The organism is Rhodococcus sp. NPDC059968, assembly GCF_042738615.1.
Taxonomy (GTDB): Bacteria; Actinomycetota; Actinomycetes; order Mycobacteriales; family Mycobacteriaceae; genus Rhodococcus_F.
In genome coordinates, this window is the sequence record NZ_JBHWUE010000008.1 from 78,930 (window position 1) to 98,031 (window position 19,102).

General features: G+C 68.3%; 14 protein-coding genes. 10 read left to right on the forward strand and 4 right to left on the reverse strand.

Going from position 1 to position 19,102, the window contains the following annotated elements:
- Positions 1-6: 6 nt before the first annotated feature.
- Positions 7-630, reverse strand: a complete 624-nt coding sequence (locus ACFWAY_RS10505) for a TetR/AcrR family transcriptional regulator (protein ID WP_378510607.1) — start codon at positions 628-630, stop codon at positions 7-9.
- A gap of 104 nt (positions 631-734) precedes the next feature.
- Between ACFWAY_RS10505 and ACFWAY_RS10510 the strand changes: the two genes are divergently transcribed.
- From ACFWAY_RS10510 to ACFWAY_RS10545, 8 genes are all read left to right on the forward strand, one after another.
- Entirely contained in the window at positions 735-2,165 is a 1,431-nt protein-coding gene (locus ACFWAY_RS10510) for an APC family permease (RefSeq protein WP_378451405.1), read from the forward strand.
- Positions 2,165-3,838 (forward strand): amidohydrolase, encoded by a 1,674-nt coding sequence (locus tag ACFWAY_RS10515; protein WP_378510608.1) that lies wholly within the window; start codon positions 2,165-2,167, stop codon positions 3,836-3,838. The genes ACFWAY_RS10510 and ACFWAY_RS10515 overlap by 1 nt, the downstream gene beginning before the upstream one ends.
- A 185-nt stretch (positions 3,839-4,023) precedes the next feature.
- On the forward strand, positions 4,024-5,454 hold the full coding sequence (locus tag ACFWAY_RS10520; RefSeq protein WP_378451407.1) for a gamma-aminobutyraldehyde dehydrogenase: 1,431 nt from the start codon (positions 4,024-4,026) through the stop codon (positions 5,452-5,454).
- Between the two features lie 52 nt (positions 5,455-5,506).
- Entirely contained in the window at positions 5,507-6,847 is a 1,341-nt protein-coding gene (gene gabT, locus ACFWAY_RS10525) for a 4-aminobutyrate--2-oxoglutarate transaminase (RefSeq protein WP_005238605.1), read from the forward strand.
- An 83-nt stretch (positions 6,848-6,930) separates the two neighbouring features.
- Positions 6,931-8,892, forward strand: coding sequence for a primary-amine oxidase (locus ACFWAY_RS10530; protein WP_378451408.1), 1,962 nt, complete (start codon positions 6,931-6,933; stop codon positions 8,890-8,892).
- Complete coding sequence (locus ACFWAY_RS10535) at positions 8,885-10,339, forward strand: NAD-dependent succinate-semialdehyde dehydrogenase (protein WP_378510609.1); 1,455 nt, start codon at positions 8,885-8,887, stop codon at positions 10,337-10,339. Before ACFWAY_RS10530 ends, ACFWAY_RS10535 begins: the two co-directional genes overlap by 8 nt.
- A gap of 34 nt (positions 10,340-10,373) precedes the next feature.
- A complete protein-coding gene (locus ACFWAY_RS10540) occupies positions 10,374-11,264 on the forward strand; it encodes a universal stress protein (protein ID WP_378510610.1) in 891 nt (296 codons plus the stop codon).
- Between the two features lie 55 nt (positions 11,265-11,319).
- On the forward strand, positions 11,320-12,900 hold the full coding sequence (locus tag ACFWAY_RS10545; protein ID WP_378451411.1) for an APC family permease: 1,581 nt from the start codon (positions 11,320-11,322) through the stop codon (positions 12,898-12,900).
- Here the strand turns inward: ACFWAY_RS10545 and ACFWAY_RS10550 are convergent.
- A complete protein-coding gene (locus ACFWAY_RS10550; RefSeq protein WP_378510611.1) occupies positions 12,860-13,471 on the reverse strand; it encodes a TetR/AcrR family transcriptional regulator in 612 nt (203 codons plus the stop codon). The two genes, ACFWAY_RS10545 and ACFWAY_RS10550, sit on opposite strands and share 41 nt — an antisense overlap.
- A gap of 162 nt (positions 13,472-13,633) precedes the next feature.
- Between ACFWAY_RS10550 and ACFWAY_RS10555 the strand changes: the two genes are divergently transcribed.
- Positions 13,634-14,614, forward strand: a complete 981-nt coding sequence (locus ACFWAY_RS10555; protein ID WP_378451413.1) for a nitrilase-related carbon-nitrogen hydrolase — start codon at positions 13,634-13,636, stop codon at positions 14,612-14,614.
- Complete coding sequence (locus ACFWAY_RS10560; protein ID WP_378510612.1) at positions 14,614-15,636, forward strand: agmatine/peptidylarginine deiminase; 1,023 nt, start codon at positions 14,614-14,616, stop codon at positions 15,634-15,636. Before ACFWAY_RS10555 ends, ACFWAY_RS10560 begins: the two co-directional genes overlap by 1 nt.
- 50 nt (positions 15,637-15,686) lie before the next feature.
- On the opposite strand, the gene ACFWAY_RS10565 is transcribed toward ACFWAY_RS10560, so the two are convergent.
- Positions 15,687-17,660, reverse strand: coding sequence for a VWA domain-containing protein (locus ACFWAY_RS10565; RefSeq protein ID WP_378510613.1), 1,974 nt, complete (start codon positions 17,658-17,660; stop codon positions 15,687-15,689).
- On the reverse strand, positions 17,660-19,045 hold the full coding sequence (locus ACFWAY_RS10570) for a sigma 54-interacting transcriptional regulator (protein WP_105413400.1): 1,386 nt from the start codon (positions 19,043-19,045) through the stop codon (positions 17,660-17,662). Before ACFWAY_RS10570 ends, ACFWAY_RS10565 begins: the two co-directional genes overlap by 1 nt.
- Between the last annotated feature and the right edge of the window lie 57 nt (positions 19,046-19,102).

A 19,102-nucleotide genomic window follows, 5' to 3' on the forward strand; every position in this document is an offset into this window, starting at 1 on the left:
TCCCGGTCAGTCCCGTTCGGCTGCGGCGTCTTCCGTGACGCCGCAGCCGATCTGCTCGCAGAACCCCAGCATCGCCGTCCGCGCGGCATCGACGCTGATGAGACTGTTTCCGCCGACGATGTGCAGACCGTACGCATCCTCGAGGGCCACCAGATTCATTGCCGCCTGGTCGATGTCGCCGCGCACGGCGAACTCCCCCGACGCGTGCCCGTCGCCGAGGATGGCGCGATACGTCGCGAGCTGCCGCAGGTACATCTTCTGGACCAGTTCGTCGTGCAGCTCCGAAGTGCCTGTCATGAAATCGAATTCGTAGAGCAACCGCATCAGGGTGTCGTCGGGACCGCTCGGCAGCCCGGCGTCGATGGCCGTCCGCAGCTTGGCGGCGTACGACGACTGCGCGGCCACCGCCTCGTCGCGCAGATCGCAGTAGCGTTCGGTTCCCGCTCGGTGGGCCTCGACGAGAAGCGAATCCAGATCGTCGAAATAGTAGAGCAGCGCGCCGCGCGTCAGGCCCGCACGCTTCGCCACATCCGTCAGGGACAGCGACCTGAGCCCGTGCGCGGATCCCGCCTGCAGCGTCGCCTCGATGAGCTCGGAACGCCGCTGCTTCTGAGTGTTCGGACGCGCCATGCCGTTGACACTAGCCGACGTGATCTGTGACACTCGGCCCAGTTGTTTGACGGAACCGTCAAAAAACTCCTCCGCCCTCGTCCCCTCCCCCGAACGGACAGCTCATGGACCAGACCGCCCGGCCGCCCACCGCCACTCCCCCGCCCGCACCCGGCACCTACGAGGCCTCGCTCTCCCGGAGCATCGGCGTCGGCGGAAACATCCTGATCACCCTGTCGTCGATCTCGCCGGCGTCGAGCGTCTTCATCCTCGGCGGCTCGGCACTCGCGCTGTTCGGCACCGGCGTGTTCTGGGCGTTCCTCATCGCCGGCATCGTCAGCATCCTGATCGCCTTCTGCTACGCCGAACTCGCCTCCGCGTATCCCGTTGCCGGCGGCGACTACTCGCTCGTGTCGCGGGCACTCGGTCCGGCCTTCGGCGTCGCGACGTTCTTCATCAGTCTCATCTCCCTGCCGCTGATCATCGCCGTCTTCGCCCTCGGGGTCGCCGACTACCTGGGTGTCGCGATCCACGGCCTGTCCCCGCAGCAGACCGCGCTCGTCGTGGTCGTGATCACCACCGTGACCGCGTGTTTCGACATCCGCACGAACGCGTGGCTCACCGGGGTCTTCCTCGGCGTCGAGATGGCGGCGCTGGCACTGCTCACCGTCCTCGGTTTCGTCCACATGGAACGGCCATTGACCAGCCTTCTCAGCCCGGAAGTTCTCGACCCCGGCACCGGCACCCTCGCGCCACTGGCGATCTCCGGACTGATGCTGGCCGTCACCCAGGGAATCTTCGCGTACAACGGGTACGGCGGAGCCGTGTACTTCGCCGAGGAGACCAAGAACGCCGCCCGCTCGATCGCGAAGGCCGTGATCTGGAGCGCCGTCATCACCGTCGCCACCGAACTCGTCCCGCTCATCGCGATCCTGGTGGGCGCGAGCTCGCAGACCGAACTCTTCGGTTCCAGCCTCCCCGTCGAGGCATTCCTCACCGAACGCGCCGGTCACGCCGTCGCCATGGTGGTCCTGCTCTCGATCGCCCTCGCCGTGATCAACGCGATCATCGCGATCACGCTGCAGGCGGGCCGGCTTCTCTACGCCGCCGCTCGCGATCGCGCGCTCCCCGAGACCGTCGCCGCGCCGCTGCAGACCGTCAGCACCAAGGGCCGCGTCCCCGTCCTCGCCACCGTCGTGATGGGGGCCATCGCATTCGCCGCGTGCTTCGTCCCGCTGGACGTCCTGCTCACCGCCACCGGGTCGACCCTGACGTTTACCTACCTGTTCATCGCGCTGGCCGCGATCAACCACCGCCGCGGCGGAGAAACCCGAACCGGCTACCGCATGCCGTTGTGGCCGCTGGCCCCGGGAATCTGCATCGCCGCACTCGGCCTCGTCTTCGTCGTCACGCTGCTCGACCCCGAGCAGTGGCTCAGCCTCGGCATCTCCCTCGGGCTCGTCGCCGCCGGCTTCGTCTACTTCGCCCTGTACCTGCGACCGCGCAAGAACACCCACCTGCTGTTGCTGAACGCCGCCCCCGAGGAGAACTGCTGATGCTCGACCTGCTTCTGACCAACGGTGTCGTGCGCACGTTCGACACCACCGCCTGGGCCGAGGCCGTCGGCATCGCGGACGACCGGATCCGGTACGTCGGGACCACCGGGGACGCGCCCGCCGCGCGGCGCACCATCGACCTGCGAGGCCGGCTGCTCACCCCGGGCATCATCGACAGCCACAACCACCTGCTCCTCGGATTCGATCCCGACGCCGCGAGCCTCGAAGGCGCACACGACCTCACCGAGGTCCGGCGACGGATCGGCGCGCACGCGGCCGCCCGCCCCGACCTCGACTGGATCTGCGCCGAGAACGCCGTCTACTCCGTGGTGACCGGGCGCCGCCCGAACGCTGCCGACCTGCGCGGCCTCACGGACCGTCCGGTGTTCATCACCACCTACGACCAGCACTCGGTGTGGCTGAACGACGCCGCCCTGCGGGTCCTCGGAATCGACCGTGGCACCCAGATCCCCTGGGGACGGCCGGAATTCGACGACGACGGCACCCCCACCGGCTGGGTCACGGACTTCTACACCAGCGCGATGACGCGGGCGGGCCTGGCCGGGCTGCAACGCGACATCCCGATGTACTCCCCCGACCGCCGGTACCGGCGCATCACCTCCAGCCTGGAGATGGCGACCGCGTGCGGTATCACCACCGTCGTCGAACCGCAGGTCCCGCTGGCCGAACTCGATCTGATGTACCGGGCGCGCGCCGAGGGGCGGATGAACTCGCGGGTGATCACCGCCCTGTTCCACCCGGTCGGCGCCGACGCCGCGTTCCGCCGGGACCTGCGGGAGGCCGTCGACGGCGCGCCCGTCGACGACATGCTCCGGCTCGGACCGGTGAAGCTGTACGCCGACGACGTGATCGAACCGCACACCGCGGCCATGCTGTCCGACTACGCGAACCGGCCCGGGCACCGCGGAGCGCCCAGCCTGCCGCCGCAGGAGTTCACCGCGATGCTCACCGAACTCGACCGCCTCGGCTTCCAGACGCACACCCACGCCACCGGCGACTGGGGTATCCGGCTGGCGCTCGACTCCATCGAGCACGCCGGCCGCGCGAACGGCACGGCCGACCGACGGCACGGCATCGTCCACGTCGAATGCCTCCATCCCGAGGATCTTCCCCGGTTCTGGGAGCTCGGCGTCGTCGCGGCGATGCAGCCGCGGCACTGCTCTCCCGACCTCGTCGCGGGAACGTGGATGGAAAACGTCGGCGAGGACCGGTGGGACCGGGCGTGGCGATTCCGTTCGCTCGCCGAGTCGGGGGCGGCGCTGGCGTTCTCCAGCGACTGGCAGGTCGGGGAGATGGATCCGCTCGTCGGCCTGTACTCCGCGCTCACCCGCTCGGGTCTGGACGGCCGCACCGACTGGACTCCGAGCGAACGGATGGACCTGGATTCGGCGTTGCGGGCGTACACCCGTGGCGGCGCGTGGGCGTGGCACGCCGAGGACGAGCTCGGAGTGATCCGTCCGGGTGCCCGCGCCGACCTGGTCGTCTGGTCGGCGGACCTCTACACGCTCGAGCCCGCGCAACTGCTGGACCAGAGGGCCGACCTCACCCTCGTCGGCGGCGCGATCGTGCACGACGCCGCGTCCGGGAGCATCCGCCCGGACGTGCCGTTCGCCGGCTCCGGCGCGGCAGGCCACACCTGCTCGCACGGGTGACTCCGGATTGGACAACTCGGCGCGGCGGGGGGCGCGTCTTTCACCATTTTGTCAGCTGCCCCTGGCTTGTGAGGCAGCGCACACTTGTTTTCAGATGTTCTGCAACTCCGGGCCCCGGTCGGACTGTTCGACCGACGGTTCGTTCCGACCCACGAGTTTCGACCCCACGAGAGGAACCGGTACCGATGTCGATCGACGTACTCGAGAACTACATCAACGGTGAGTTCGTCGCCTCATCCGCGACGGAGACGCTGGACTTGATCAACCCCGTGGACGAGAGCGTCGTCGGGCGTGCGCCCGTCTCCACCAAGGCCGATGTGGACGCGGCCGTCGAGGCAGCCGAGCGGGCCTTCGTCTCGTGGGGCAAGACCACTCCGAGCGTGCGGCAGACCGCGTTGCTGAAGCTCGCCGATGCGATCGAGGCGCACAGCGACGAACTCGTCGAGGCGGAGTGCCGCAACACCGGGCAGCCCAAGCAGGTCATCGCCGACGAAGAGATCAAGGTGGGCGCCGACCAGCTCCGCTTCTTCGCGGGCGCGGCCCGGATGCTCGAAGGCAAGGCCGCCGGCGAGTACATGGACGGCTTCACGTCCTACGTGCGCCGCGAGCCGATCGGTGTCGTCGGTCAGGTCACCCCGTGGAACTACCCGTTCATGATGGCGCTGTGGAAGATCGGCCCCGCGCTCGCGGCAGGCAACACGATCGTGCTCAAGCCCAGCGACACCACCCCGAACAGCACGCTCGTCCTGGCCCGGCTGACCAAGGGGATCCTGCCGGACGGCGTCTTCAACGTCGTCCTCGGCAATGGTGAGACCGGTGCCACCCTCGTGGAGAACCCGGCCCTCGGACTGGTGTCGATCACCGGATCCGTGCGGGCCGGCATCGCCGTCGCCGTCTCCGCCGCACGCCAGCTCAAGCGCGCCCACCTCGAACTGGGCGGCAAGGCTCCTGCCATCGTCTTCGGTGACGTCGACATCGAGAAGACCGCGAGCGGCATCGCCGAGGCCGCCTTCTTCAACGGCGGCCAGGACTGCACCGCCGCCACCCGCGTCCTCGTCCACGAGTCCATCCACGACCAGCTCGTCGACGCCCTCGTCCGCAAGGCCGAGACGCTCAAGCCCGGCCTGCCGGACGACCCGGACACGTTCTACGGCCCGCTCAACAACGTCAACCACTTCGACGCGGTCAGTTCCAAGATCGCCGCGCTCCCCACCTCCGCCAAGATCGTCACCGGCGGAAAGCGTTCGGGAGAGCAGGGATTCTTCTTCGAACCCACCGTGATCACCGGCGTCGACCAGCGCGACGACATCGTGCAGGAGGAGACGTTCGGTCCCATCCTCACCGTGCAGAGCTTCTCCGACGAGAAGGAGGCCGTCACCCTCGCCAACGACGTCCGGTACGGTCTGGCGTCGAGTGTGTGGACCAACGATCACGGCGTCACGCAACGCCTCTCGGCCGCACTCGATTTCGGCGCCGTCTGGATCAACTGCCACATCCCGCTCGTCGCCGAGATGCCGCACGGCGGATTCAAGTACTCCGGCTACGGCAAGGACCTCTCCGGCTACGGCGTCGAGGACTACACCCGCATCAAGCACGTCATGAGCTCCAACGACTGACGTCGCCCCACCCCACACCCATCCACGTCACGACCCTGAGGACTGCACCATCATGAACGACATCCAGTACCGGCTGCCGCAGAAGCGCGCCCTGGTCACCGAGCTCCCCGGCCCGAAGTCGGCGGCCCTCACCGCACGCCGCCGCGCCACCGTGGCCGCGGGCGTCGGCTCCAGCGTCCCCGTGTACGCGGCGGATGCCGACGGTGGTGTGGTCGTCGACGTCGACGGCAACTCCCTGATCGACCTCGGCTCGGGCATCGCGGTCACCAGTGTGGGCGCGTCCGATCCGGCCGTCGCCGAGGCGGTTCGGGAGCAGGTCGGGCACTTCACCCACACCTGTTTCATGGTCACCCCGTACGAGGGCTACGTCCGCGTCGCGGAGGAACTCGCCGCCCTCACCCCCGGCGATCACGAGAAGCGCACCGTCCTGTTCAACTCGGGCGCGGAGGCGGTGGAGAACGCGATCAAGGTTGCTCGCCTCGCCACCGGCCGCGACGCCGTCGTCGCGTTCGACCACGCCTACCACGGTCGCACGAACCTGACGATGGCCCTCACCGCCAAGTCGATGCCGTACAAGGCTCACTTCGGTCCGTTCGCGCCCGAGGTGTACCGGCTCCCCATGTCCTACCCCTACCGGGACCAGGACGGACTGACCGGCGAGCAGGCTGCCCAGCGCGCCATCAGCCAGATGGAGAAGCAGATCGGCGCCGATTCACTCGCGGCGATCATCATCGAGCCGATCCAGGGCGAGGGCGGATTCATCGTTCCCGCCGAGGGATTCCTCCCCACCCTGGTGAACTGGGCCCGCGCCAACGGCGTCGTGTTCATCGCCGACGAGGTGCAGACCGGGTTCTCCCGCACCGGTGCCTGGTTCGCCTGCGAGCACGAGGAGATCGTCCCGGACATCATCACGATGGCGAAGGGCATGGCGGGCGGCATGCCGCTGTCCGCGATCACGGGCCGCGCCGAGCTCCTCGACAAGGTGCACCCCGGCGGACTGGGTGGCACGTACGGCGGCAACCCCGTCGCGTGTGCCGCCGCGCTCGCCGCGATCGACAGCATGCGGAAGTTCGACCTGCCCGCTCGCGCACAGCACATCGGCGACCTGGCCCTGCCGCGGCTGAAGGCCCTGGCCGCCGACGTCGGCGTCATCGGTGACGTGCGCGGACGCGGCGCGATGCTCGCGATGGAGTTCGTCAAGCCCGGCACCGACGAGCCGGATGCCGAACTGACGAAGGCGATTGCCGCACATGCGCTCGAACAAGGTGTCATTCTGCTGACGTGCGGTACGTACGGAAACGTCATCCGACTGCTTCCGCCGCTGGTGATCAGCGACGACCTGCTCGACGACGCCCTGACCGTCATCGAGCAGATCGTGCGCTCGCTCGTGTGACCCGTGCGCCTTTTCGGTAGCCACCACAACCGAAAAGGCGCACGAGCACGAAGTGCCCCGCCCCAACGACCAGAGGAGACATCATGACCCGGACGACCACCGGCACGTTCCATCCTCTGGACCCGTTGGGGGCGGACGAATTCGCGAAGGCCGCGGCCGTCCTCGCCCGGGAACACGGGGTCGGGGACGGCTGGCGGTTCGCGTCGATCGAACTGGCCGAGCCGGGCAAGGCCGAGGTGTCGGCGTTCGACACGTCGGGCACCGTCCCGGACCGCCGGGCCGTCGTCGTGTGCTTCGACCGCAGCAGCGGAGACACCTACAAGTCGCTCGTCTCGCTCACGGGAGACAACGTGGTCTCCTGGGCGCACATCCCGGACGTCCAGGCGAATTTCACGGTGGACGAATGGGAAGAGGCGGACGCGTTCCTCCGCGGGCACCCGGACGTGATCGCGGCGCTCGCGAAGCGCGGGGTCACGGACATGAGCCTGGTGTTCATGGACGTGTGGACGTACGGCGACGCGGTGACCCCGGAGCAGTACAAGGGACGCCGGCTCGGCTGGTCGGACACCTGGGTCCGGGCGGCGGAAGGCGCCAACCCGTATGCGGGCCCGGTCAACGGTTTCCACTGCGTGATCGACGTCAACAAGATGGAACTGCTCGAGATCGAGGACACGTTCAGCGTCGAACGTCCCGAGGTCATGGGCGAGTACGTGCCCCGGCACATCCCGGAACGGATCCGCAACGCGAGCACCCGGCCGCCGTTGAAGCCGTTGGACATCGTCCAGCCGGAGGGACCGTCGTTCACGCTCGAAGGCAACAAGCTCGAGTGGCAGAACTGGTCGCTGCGGGTGGGATTCAACTACCGCGAGGGCATGACCCTGCACGCGGTGACCTACAACGATCACGGCCGGGTGCGCTCGATCGCGAACCGGATGTCGTTCGCGGAGATGGCGGTGCCGTACCGCGACACCAGCCCCGATCACTACCGCCGCACCGCCTTCGACATCGGCGAGTGGGGCATCGGGTTCATGACCACGTCGCTGACCCTGGGGTGTGACTGCCTCGGCGAGATCCGGTATCTCGACGCCGTTCTCCACGACAGCCACGGCGTGCCGTTCACGATCGAGAACGCGATCTGCATCCACGAGGAGGACAACGCCGTCCTCTGGAAGCACGTCGACCACGACGCGGGCACCGAGGTGCGCCGCATGCGGCGGCTGACGGTGTCGACGCACGTGACGGTCGCGAACTACGAGTATCTCGTCTACTGGCGGTTCTACCAGGACGGCAACATCGAGTGCGAGGTCCGCGCCACCGGGATCATGGTGGTCAGCCACTTCCCCGAAGGTGGGGAGCACCCCAGCGGGACGCTCGTCGACAACCGCACGTACGCGCCGTTCCACCAGCACTTCCTGATCGCCCGCCTCGATCTCGACGTGGACGGCACCGAGAACACGGTGTACGCGACGGAGACCGAAATGGTGCCGATGGGCCCGGACAATCCCCTGGGTCTCGCGCTGCGCCAGAAGAACACCCCGCTGCGCACCGAACTCGAGGGCCGGCAGGACTTCGACTGGCAGAGCCAGCGGGCGTGGAAGGTCGTCAACGACAACACGACCACCGGCCTCGGCACCGCCCCCGCCTACAAGCTCGTTCCCGGCGGCGCGATACCGTCGATGTTCGACCCGGCGTCGCCGATCTTCCAGCGCACCGGTGCGATCGGCCACACCGTCTGGGTGACCCCTAATTCACCCGACGAGCGCTGGCCTGCCGGGGAATTCGTGAACCAGAGCAAGGTCGATCACGGACTTCCCGCATGGACCGAGGCGAACCGCCCGATCGAGAACACCGACGTGGTGCTCTGGTACACGTTCGGTATCCACCACATTCCCCGGCCGGAGGACTGGCCGATCATGCCTGCGGACACCGTGTCCTTCTGGCTGAAGCCGGCCGGATTCTTCGACCGCAACCCCGCCCTCGACGTCGCCCCCACCCCGGAGGCGTGCGATCACCACCATTCCCACCACGAGGACTCCGATGACTGATTTCGAACGGCTCCGCGCCACCCTGCCCACCGGTCTGTGGATCGACGGCGCCCAGACCGACCCGATCGACGGCGGCACGTTCCCGGTCTACGACCCGGCCACGGGATCCCTCATCGCCGACGTCGCGGATGCGGGTGGCAAGGACGCGATGCGTGCACTGGACTCCGCTGCGGCGGTCCAGGAGGAATGGGCGGCGACCGCGCCTCGGCAGCGGTCGATCATCCTGCGTTCGGCGTGGGAGAAGGTCATCGAGCGCACCGACGACCTCGCGCTGCTGATGACGATGGAGATGGGCAAGGCGCTGCCGGAGAGCCGGGGCGAGGTGAACTACGGCGCCGAGTTCCTGCGCTGGTTCAGCGAGGAAGCCGTCCGCATCCAGGGCCGCTACACCACGTCACCGTCGGGTAGCGGGCGGATCATGGTAACCAAGGTCCCGGTCGGGCCCACCCTGGCCGTTACGCCGTGGAACTTCCCGCTCGCGATGGGCACCCGCAAGATCGGCCCCGCGCTCGCCGCCGGCTGCACGATCATCGTCAAGCCCGCCGAGGACACCCCCCTCACGATGCTGCTGCTCGCCGAGATCTTCGCCGAGGCAGGCCTGCCCGCCGGTGTGCTGTCGGTGCTGCCCGCCTCGAACGCCGCCGCCGTCACCGAACCGCTGCTCGCCGATCCGCGGCTGCGGAAGGTGACGTTCACCGGCTCCACCCGGGTCGGCAAGATCCTCATCGAGCAGTCCGCCCAGCAGGTTCTGCGCACGTCCATGGAACTCGGCGGCAACGCCCCGTTCGTGGTGTTCGGCGACGCCGACATCGACGCCGCCGTCGAGGGTGCGATGGCCGCGAAGATGCGCAACGGCGGCGAGGCGTGCACCGCCGCCAACCGCCTGATCGTGGCCAACTCGGTGCGTGAGGAATTCACCACCAAGCTCACCGACCGGATCGCCGCGCTAGCCGTCGGACCGGGCAGCGAAGAGGGCACCAACGTCGGCCCCCTCGTCAACGAGAAGCAGCGCCGCAACGTGGCGTCCCTCGTCGACGACGCCGTCGCCGCGGGCGCCCGGGTCCGCACCGGCGGCAAGTCCGTCGACGGTCCCGGCTACTTCTTCCAGCCCACCGTCCTCGACGAGGTGCCCGCGAATGCGCGCATCGTCCGCGAGGAGATCTTCGGACCCGTCGCCGCGATCACCGGTTTCGACACCGAGGCCGAGGGCGTCGCCGCCGCGAACGACACCGAATACGGTCTCGCCGCGTACATCTACACCCAGAACGTCGACCGTGCGTTCCGCGTCGCCGACAAACTCGAGAGCGGCATGGTCGGCGTCAACCGCGGAGTGATCTCCGACGTCGCCGCGCCGTTCGGTGGAGTCAAGCAGTCCGGGCTCGGCAGCGAAGGCGGCACCGAAGGCATCGAGGAGTACCTCGAGACCAAGTACGTCGGCTTCGCGTAAACCACCCGCCCCGAGACAGATCGGAACCGTCACCATGCGTTTGGTCGTTGGATATCTCGCCACCCCCAGCGGGGAGGACGGTCTGGCCCTCGGGGCGCAGCTCGCCCGCAGTCTCGGCGCACAGCTCGACATCTGCATGGTGCTCCCGCCGGACCGGACGGTCCCGGCGAGAGTTCCGGCAGAAGCCGGCTTCGACGACATCCTCGCCGGCCGCGCCCAGCGCTGGCTGGACGAGGCGAAGTCGTCGGTGCCGAGCGACATCGACGTCACCGTGCACCTCAGCTTCCACGAATCGTTCGCGCAGGGCATCCTCGACGAGGTCACCCGCCTCGACGCGCAAGCGATCGTCGTCGGCGCCGCGGGTGACGGCCTGCTCGGCAGGCACTCGGTCGGTTCGGTGTCGACGGAGTTGCTGCACTCCGCGCACGTGCCGCTCTGCCTCGCGCCCCGCGGCTATCGGCATTCCTCCGCGAAGAAGATCCGAGAGGTCACCTGCGCACTCGGGACGCGCGTCGGTGCGGACGTCCTGCTGCGAACCGCTGTGCGGACCAGCAAGCGGATGGAGACCCCGCTACGCCTGGTGTCCCTCGTCGAACTGGACCCGCACCACCACCTTCGCGATCATCGGGACACTTCCGAGAGCGTCCGCGAGCGCGCGGTCGCCCATGCACAGTCCACCCTGGACGAGGCGAAGTCCGCACTACCCGAAGACTTCCCCGTCTCCGTGATGATCGCCGACGGATCCTCCGTGGAGTCGGCGGTCCGCAAACTCGACTGGCAGGACGGCGACCTCGTGATGGTCGGCTCCAGCCGGCTCGCCCAACCTCGTCGACTGTTCCTGGGATCCACCGCGGCCAAGATGCTCCGCGTCCTGCCGGTGCCCATGGTGGTCGTCCCCAAGCAGGAGTTCCCCAATAGTGAGTAAACCGTCCGCGACACCCGCCCCGGATCCACGATCGCACCCGACCGGAGGTTCAGACATGACGAACAGCGAAGGCGCACCGGCGTCGGCCGGCGTTGCCGTGAGCACCAAAGGGCTGGCCACCGGTGCGGTCGGGACCTTTGCAGGGGCGGTCCTCGGGATCTCCTCCGTGGCACCGGGTTACACGCTGACTGCCAGCATCGGGCTGATCGTCGCGGCGGTCGGGCTGAAGATGCCCGCCATCTTCATCGCCGGCTTCATTCCCATGTTCCTCACGGCGTACGCCTACCGTGAGCTCAACTCCGAATCCCCCGACTGCGGTGCGTCCTTCACGTGGTCGACGAAGGCGTTCGGACCGTACGTCGGCTGGATGTGCGGCTGGGGCATGGTGATCGCCACGATCATCGTGCTCTCGAACCTCGCGGCGATCGCGGTCCAGTTCTTCTATCTGTTCATCGCGAAACTGTTCGACGCCCCGAGCATCGCGGACCTGCCCGGCAACAAATTCGTGAATGTGGGCACCACCCTGCTCTTCATCGCGCTCGCCACGTGGATCGCCAGTCGCGGCATCACCACCAGCGAGAAGCTGCAGTTCGCGCTGGTCGGCTTCCAGATGGTCCTACTCATCGCGTTCGCGGTGGTGGCACTGGTCCACGTCGGTAACGGGGACGCCCCCGCCGGGCTGTCGTTCGACCTGAGCTGGTTCAACCCGTTCACGGGACTGGCCGTCGGCGCGTTCGTGATCGGCTTGACGGGTTCGATCTTCGCGTTCTGGGGCTGGGACACGTGCCTGACGCTGGGCGAGGAGTCGAAGAACCCGAAGAAGACCCCCGGTCGCGCCGGACTGCTGTGCGTGATCACGATCCTGCTGACCTACCTGCTCGTGTCGGTCGCCGCGATGATGTACGCCGGCGTCGGCGAGGACGGTCTCGGCCTGGGCAACCCGGACAACTCCGAGAACGTCTTCGGCGCGCTCGCCGATCCGGTTCTCGGGAAGTGGGGCGGCATGCTGCTGTTCCTCGCGGTCTTCGTCTCCTCGGTCGCGAGCCTGCAAACCACGTTCCTGCCTGCCGCGCGGACCATGCTCGCCATGGGCGCCTACGGGGCCTTCCCCAAGAAGCTCGCCGACGTGAGCCCCCGGTTCCTGGTCCCGTCGTACGCCACGGTCGTCGCCGGTGTCATCACCGCGGTGTTCTACACGGTGGTGACGTTCCTGTCCGAACGCACGCTGCTCGACACCATCGCCGCACTGGGAATCATGATCTGCTGGTACTACGGCATCACGGCGTTCGCGTGTGTCTGGTATTTCCGGGACAGCCTGTTCACGAGTTTCCGCAATATCGTCTTCCGGTTCGCGTTCCCGCTCCTCGGCGGCCTCATGCTGCTCGCGGTGTTCGTCATCTCGATCCAGGAGAGCATGGACCCGGAGAACGCCAGCGGTGCGTCGATCGGCGGCATCGGACTCGTCTTCTTCCTCGGCTTCGGCATCCTCCTGCTCGGCGCCGTGCTGATGATGATCATGCGATTCCGCAGTCCCGCCTTCTTCCGGGGCGAGACTCTCAACCGCGACACGTCCGCGCTGCGGGACGAGGGCGATCTCACGGCCCGATCGGAGCCTGCGCCACCAAGCCCGCGATAAGCGTCCGCAGCCCGAACTCGAATGCTGCATCCGCCCGTCCGGGGTTCGGCCCGGACGTGGCGAGGGCGGCCCGCATGGCCTCGTTCGCCTCCGGCGCGGTCGCCCAGACCACTTCGGGTGCGGCGAGGTCCAGCGCCGACCCCAGCACGAAGCTGTCGACCGTCGTGATGGCGTGCAGAATCTCCTCGGGCGTGAAGCCACCGTCCGAGAATGCCTGCGCCAGCGCGTTGTACAGCCCGAAAGCCACGCCGGACTGCACTGTGTGCGCGGTGAACAGGGGAATCAGCCGAGGATGCTCGGCGTAGTTGCGCCGATACTCGCGCGCCAGGCCGGCCACCGTCTCGCTCCACTTGCCGTCGGGGTCCGCCACCACGATGCCCGCCATCATGCGGGCACGCATCAGTTCGATGATCTCCGCCCTCCCGGACACGTGGTTGTACAGCGAGGAGGGCCGCACCTTCAGCCGTTCGGCGAGACCGGGCATCGTGAAATCACCGGTGAGGTCCACCATGCGCATGGCAGCTTCGGTGATGATCTCCGGCGACAGCAGTCGCTGTGATGGCCGTGGCATGGGTGCCCTCCTGGTCGGTGCGTGTCACCGGCGACCAGGGTGGATACCGAAGGAATCGAAATCGTCACGTCCCACCCCTTGATCGCCGAGCATTCACCCACCATACTTAACGAATCCAATTCGTTTTAGGCGCTCGCCGAACCGAACATCCGAGGAAGCACAATGTTGACGATTACCGCCCTCACCCCTCCCGAGTCCCTGTCGAGGACGCGCGAGACGGGACGCACCCCGCTCCGTGTCGGCCTCGTCCAGCACCGCTGGCACGAGAACGACGAGGATCTGCGGGCCGAACTCGACGAGGGCATCGCCGCGGCAGCGAAACTCGGGGCGCGTGTGGTGTTCCTCCCCGAACTGACGCTGAGCCGCTACCCCGCGTCGACGCCGGGTGGTGACAACCCGGGACGTACCGCCGAGGACCTGCTCACCGGCCCCACGTTCACGTTCGCCGCCAAGGCCGCCGCGGAACACGGCGTCCTCGTCCACGCGTCGCTGTACGAGCGGAACGACTCCGAGGACGGCGTGCAGTACGAGGACGGGCTCGGGTTCAACACGGCCATCCTCGTCGCCCCCTCCGGTGAACTGCTCGCCCGCACCCGCAAGCTGCACATCCCCGTCACCGCCGGCTACTACGAGGACACCTACTTCCGCGGCGGCCCCGCAACCGATCCGTACCCCGTCCACACCGCCGAGGCACTCGGCGGGGCGAAGCTCGGACTGCCGACGTGCTGGGACGAGTGGTTCCCCGAGGTCGCCCGCGCGTACTCGCTCGGCGGCGCCGAGATCCTGGTGTACCCCACCGCGATCGGCTCGGAGCCCGACCACCCGCAGTTCGACACCCAGCCGCTGTGGCAGCAGGTGATCGTCGGCAACGGCATCGCGAACGGCACGTTCATGGTGGTGCCCAATCGCCACGGCAGCGAAGGCCTCATCACGTTCTACGGCTCGTCGTTCATCTCCGATCCCTACGGCCGGATCCTCGCGCAGGCCCCGCGCGACGAATCCGCGGTACTGGTCGCCGACCTCGATCTCCAGCAGCGCGAGGACTGGCTGGCCCTGTTCCCGTTCCTGGCCACCCGGCGCCCCGACACGTACGGCGTCCTCACCGAGCCGGTCGATCAGGCCTCCCCGTTCGGGAGGGCCTGATGTCCTGGCGCATGCCCGCGGAAGGCGAACTGCACGAACGCACCTGGATGGCCTATCCCAGTGAGGGCTACTCGCTGGGCGACACCCCCGAGGAACACCACGAGGCCCGCACCACATGGGCCGAGGTGGCACACGCCGTGGCCCGGTTCGAGCCCGTCACCGTCGTCGTCGACCCCGGACAGGTGCCGGCGGCCAAGGAATACCTCTCCGCCGACATCGACATCGTCGAGGCGCCGCTCAACGACGCCTGGATGCGCGACATCGGACCCACGTTCGTGCTGTCCGAGGACGGACGCCTCGGCGGCGTCGACTGGATCTTCAACGGCTGGGGCAGCCAGGACTGGGCCCAGTGGGACAAGGACTCGAAGATCGGCGCACTGGTGGTTGCGCGGTCCGGGGCCGAACTCGTCGACTCGCCGATCGTCAACGAGGGCGGCGGCATCCAGGTCGACGGCCTCGGCACCGTGCTGGTGACCGAGACCGTGCAACTCGACCCCGGCCGCAACCCGGAACTGTCGAAAGCCGACATCGAGGCCGAGCTCGCCCGGACGATCGGGGCCACCAAGGTGATCTGGCTGCCGCGCGGACTGACGCGGGACCAGGACACGTACGGCACACGCGGGCACGTCGACATCGTCGCAGCGATCCCGTCACCGGGCGTCGTCCTGGTGCACGACCAGCGCAACCCCGAACACCCCGACTTCGAGGTCAGCAAGGCCGTCATCGACGTGCTGAAGCAGACCACGGACGCCCGCGGTGAATCGTGGGAGATCATCACCGTCGCCGCGCCGACTGTCCTGCGCGACGAGGAGGGTTTCGTCGACTACAGCTACATCAACCATTTCGTCGTCAACGGCGGCGTCATCGCGTGCAGCTTCGACGATCCCGCCGACGAGGAAGCGGTCGCCATCCTGTCGGCCGCATACCCCGGACGCACGGTCGTGTCGGTCGACGCCCGCCCGCTCTTCGCGCGCGGCGGCGGAATTCACTGCATCACCCAGCACCAGCCCGCCGTGCGCTGACGCACCCGTGAGTACTTGTTAACCGCGGGCGGTTGACAAGTACTCACGGGCTAGCGCCTGCGCCGCATGTAGTCGCTGACGACGGCGGCGCCGAGACCGTCCAGCCCGGGGGCCACGACGCGTCCGCCGACCCGCTCGGCCATCCGGTCCACGACCCGCGCGAGACCGGGATCCTCACCGAGCCGGAAGAACGTGACGTGGGCGCCGAGCCGGGCGAGTGTGTCGAGTTCCCGGACCGTCAGACCGAGGGTCCGGGCGCTCGGCGGGTAGTCGAAGTACGCGAAGCCGTCCGGCTCGAGGTGGGCCGTCGGCTCACCGTCGGTGACGATCAGGACCACCGGCTGGGCGTTGGGGTGCCGGCGCAGATGCCGGGCCGCCAGCAACAGCGCGTGGTGGAGGTTGGTGCCCTGGTCCCAGGCGCCGTCCAGGCCGGCGAGTTCCGACGGCGTCAGCACCTGCGCGTGCCTGCCGAACGAGATGAGCTGCAGTTCGTCGCTGCGGAACCGGGTGCTCACCAAGTGGTTCAGGGCGAGGGCGGTGCGTTTCATCGGCACCCACCGCCCCTCCATCACCATCGAGAACGACGTGTCGACCAGCAACGCGACCGCCGCCTGCGACCGCTGCTCGGTCTCCATCACCTCCACGTCCGATACGGACAACCGGACCGGGACCCGACCGCGCTCGGCCGGATCGGACGCCGCCCGCAGCACGGCATTGGTGATCGTGCGGGTGACGTCCCACGGCTCGGTGTCGCCGAACGCCCACTCGCGGGACGCACCCGTCGGCTCCCCCATCGACCCGGCGCGGCGCGTCTCCCGTTGCCCGCCACGCGAAGACAGCTGCTGCGCCACGTCCCGCAGAGCCGTCTGACCGAGTTGGCGCATCGCCTTGGGCGACAGGCGCCACTGGCCGTCCGCCCCGCGGTCGAAGAAGCCCTGATCGCGCAGGGCCTTCTCGAGTTCGGCGAGGGTCTGCGCATCGGCCGCCGCCTCGTCGCCCAGTTGCCGGGCCAGAGCGTCCGCGTCGATGTCGTCGAGTTGTGCGCCCGCGTACTGCTGCGACAGTTGCTCGGCGAGCGACTCGAGTTCCGCGATGTCCTGCAACGCCCCGGTGCCCTCGCCCAGGCCCATGCCGTCGTCGCCGCGGAACCGTTGGGCGCCCTGCCAGTCCTCACCCGGGCGCGCCGCCTGCAGATGCTGGTCGAGACGGTCCAGCTGTCCGATCAGCGACGGATCGCCGAACGCCTGCTGCGCCAGCGCATCCAGTTCGTCGCGCTGCTCCTGCGACAGCGAGTTCCGCAGGCGCTGCGCGGCCGCCGCCCGCTGCGCCAGCGAATCGAGCAGTTCCTCGACATTTTGCGGGTTCTCGGGGAAGTACGCCCCGTGCTTGTCCATGAACTCGTCGAACTGTTCCTGCGTATCCTCGCCGCGGGAATGTTTGTCGAGCAGGTCGTTGAGGTCGGCGAGCATCTCGCGGATGCGTTCGCGGTCTTCTTCCGTGGCCCCCTCGAGGGCCTGTTTCATGCCGGCGAACCGCTGGTCCAGCACCTCGCGGCCCAGCAGGTCCCGGATCTTCTCGTAGTCCTCGCGGGCTTCCGAACTGCGCCAGTCGTAATCGGCGAGTTCCTGCACGGCCTGCGCGGTGGACGGCGACAGTTCCTCGAGGCGCATCTCCGAGAAGCGGGCGTCGTCGTCGAGCGCACGGGCCAGCGTCTTGCGTTCCTCGAGCACCGCGCGGTCGAGGAGTTCCCGGACCTCTTCGAGTGTGCCGTTCAGGTTGTTCCGCTTCAGCAGCTCACGGCGACGCCGATTGGCCTCGGCCGCAAGCTCGTCCAGGCCGCGCATGTCCTGGTTGCCGCGCCGCAGCATCTCGCGCAGCGCCTGCCGCGGGGACGTTCCCGCGAACACGTCGTCGCCGATCGATGCCAGGGCCTCGCGCAGGTCCACCGGCGCTGCCAGCGGATCTCCGCCCTCGTACGGCCCGTACCGCGCGTTGTGCAGCCCGCGCTCCGCCTTGCGGGACATTACGAATACACCGTCTGCCCGTTGATGTCCGGGTTCTTCGAGATTCGACGCGCCAGGTACAGCCCTTCGAGGGCGAACTCGGCGGCCGCGGCCCGCTCGCCGTCGGACTCCGCGCCCAGACGCTCCGCCAACTCGTCGAGGACCTCGAGCTCGGGGAGCTCGTTCAGCAGTGCCTTCGCCGTGATCCGTTCGCCGGTCACCACCGGATCGCCCTGTTCGACCGCGTCCACGAGTTCCGCCAGGTCGATGCCGCCGAGCCGGGTGCGGACCGTGTCGGCCGTCGCCCGCCGGAGCAGGTGCTCCAGGACCTCGATCTCGCGCCCCTCCTCACCGGATTCGAATTCCACCTTGCCCCGCAGGACGTCGACGACGGTCTCGAGGTCGACCGGCCGCGCGACCGGGTCGGCCTCACCGAGCACCGCGCCGCGATGCACCGCAGCCGCACTGACGGTTTCGGCGCCCGCCACCGCGAAGCGGGCGGACACACCCGACCGCTGATCGACCGACGTCGACTCGCGGAGCAGGCGGGTGAACCGGGCCAGGATCTCGAGGAGGTACTCGGGCACCTCCGCGGTGAGATGCGCTTCCTGCAGGATGACCGCGACCTCGTCGTCGAGCCTGGTCGGGTAGTGCGTCCGGATCTCGGCACCGAACCGGTCCTTCAGCGGGGTGATGATGCGACCGCGGTTCGTGTAGTCCTCCGGGTTCGCGCTGGCCACCATCAGGACGTCCAGCGGGAGCCGGAGGGTGTAGCCGCGGACCTGGATGTCGCGTTCCTCCATGACGTTGAGCAGCGACACCTGGATGCGTTCGGCGAGGTCGGGCAGTTCGTTGATGGCGACGATGCCCCGGTGCGCGCGGGGAACGAGCCCGAAGTGAATGGTTTCCGGATCGCCGAGACTCCGGCCCTCCGCGACCTTGACCGGATCCACGTCACCGACGAGGTCGGCCACCGACGTGTCGGGGGTCGCGAGTTTCTCCGAATACCGCTCGCTGCGGTGCCGCCATGCGACAGGGAGGCTGTCGCCCAGTTCCTGCGCCCGGCGGATCGACGCCGGGGTGATGGGCTCATAGGGATGCTCCCCGAGTTCGGAACCGGCGATCACCGGGGTCCATTCGTCGAGGAGCAGGTTGAGGGTGCGGAGGAGGCGGGTCTTGCCCTGACCACGTTCGCCGAGCAACACCACGTCGTGACCCGCGATGAGAGCCCGTTCGAGCTGTGGTTCCACCGTCTCCTCGAAACCGACGATGCCGGGCCACGGATCACGACCGTCGCGTAGGGCCGCGAGCAGATTCTCGCGGATCTCTTCCTTGACGGTGCGTTGAACGTGGCCCGACTCGCGGAGCTCGCCGACGGTGGAAGGTCTGTGTTCCGATGACGTCACCACTCCACGCTACGAGGGTTCGAGCGAATCGGCACGCGGTTAATGCGCGCCGACCCG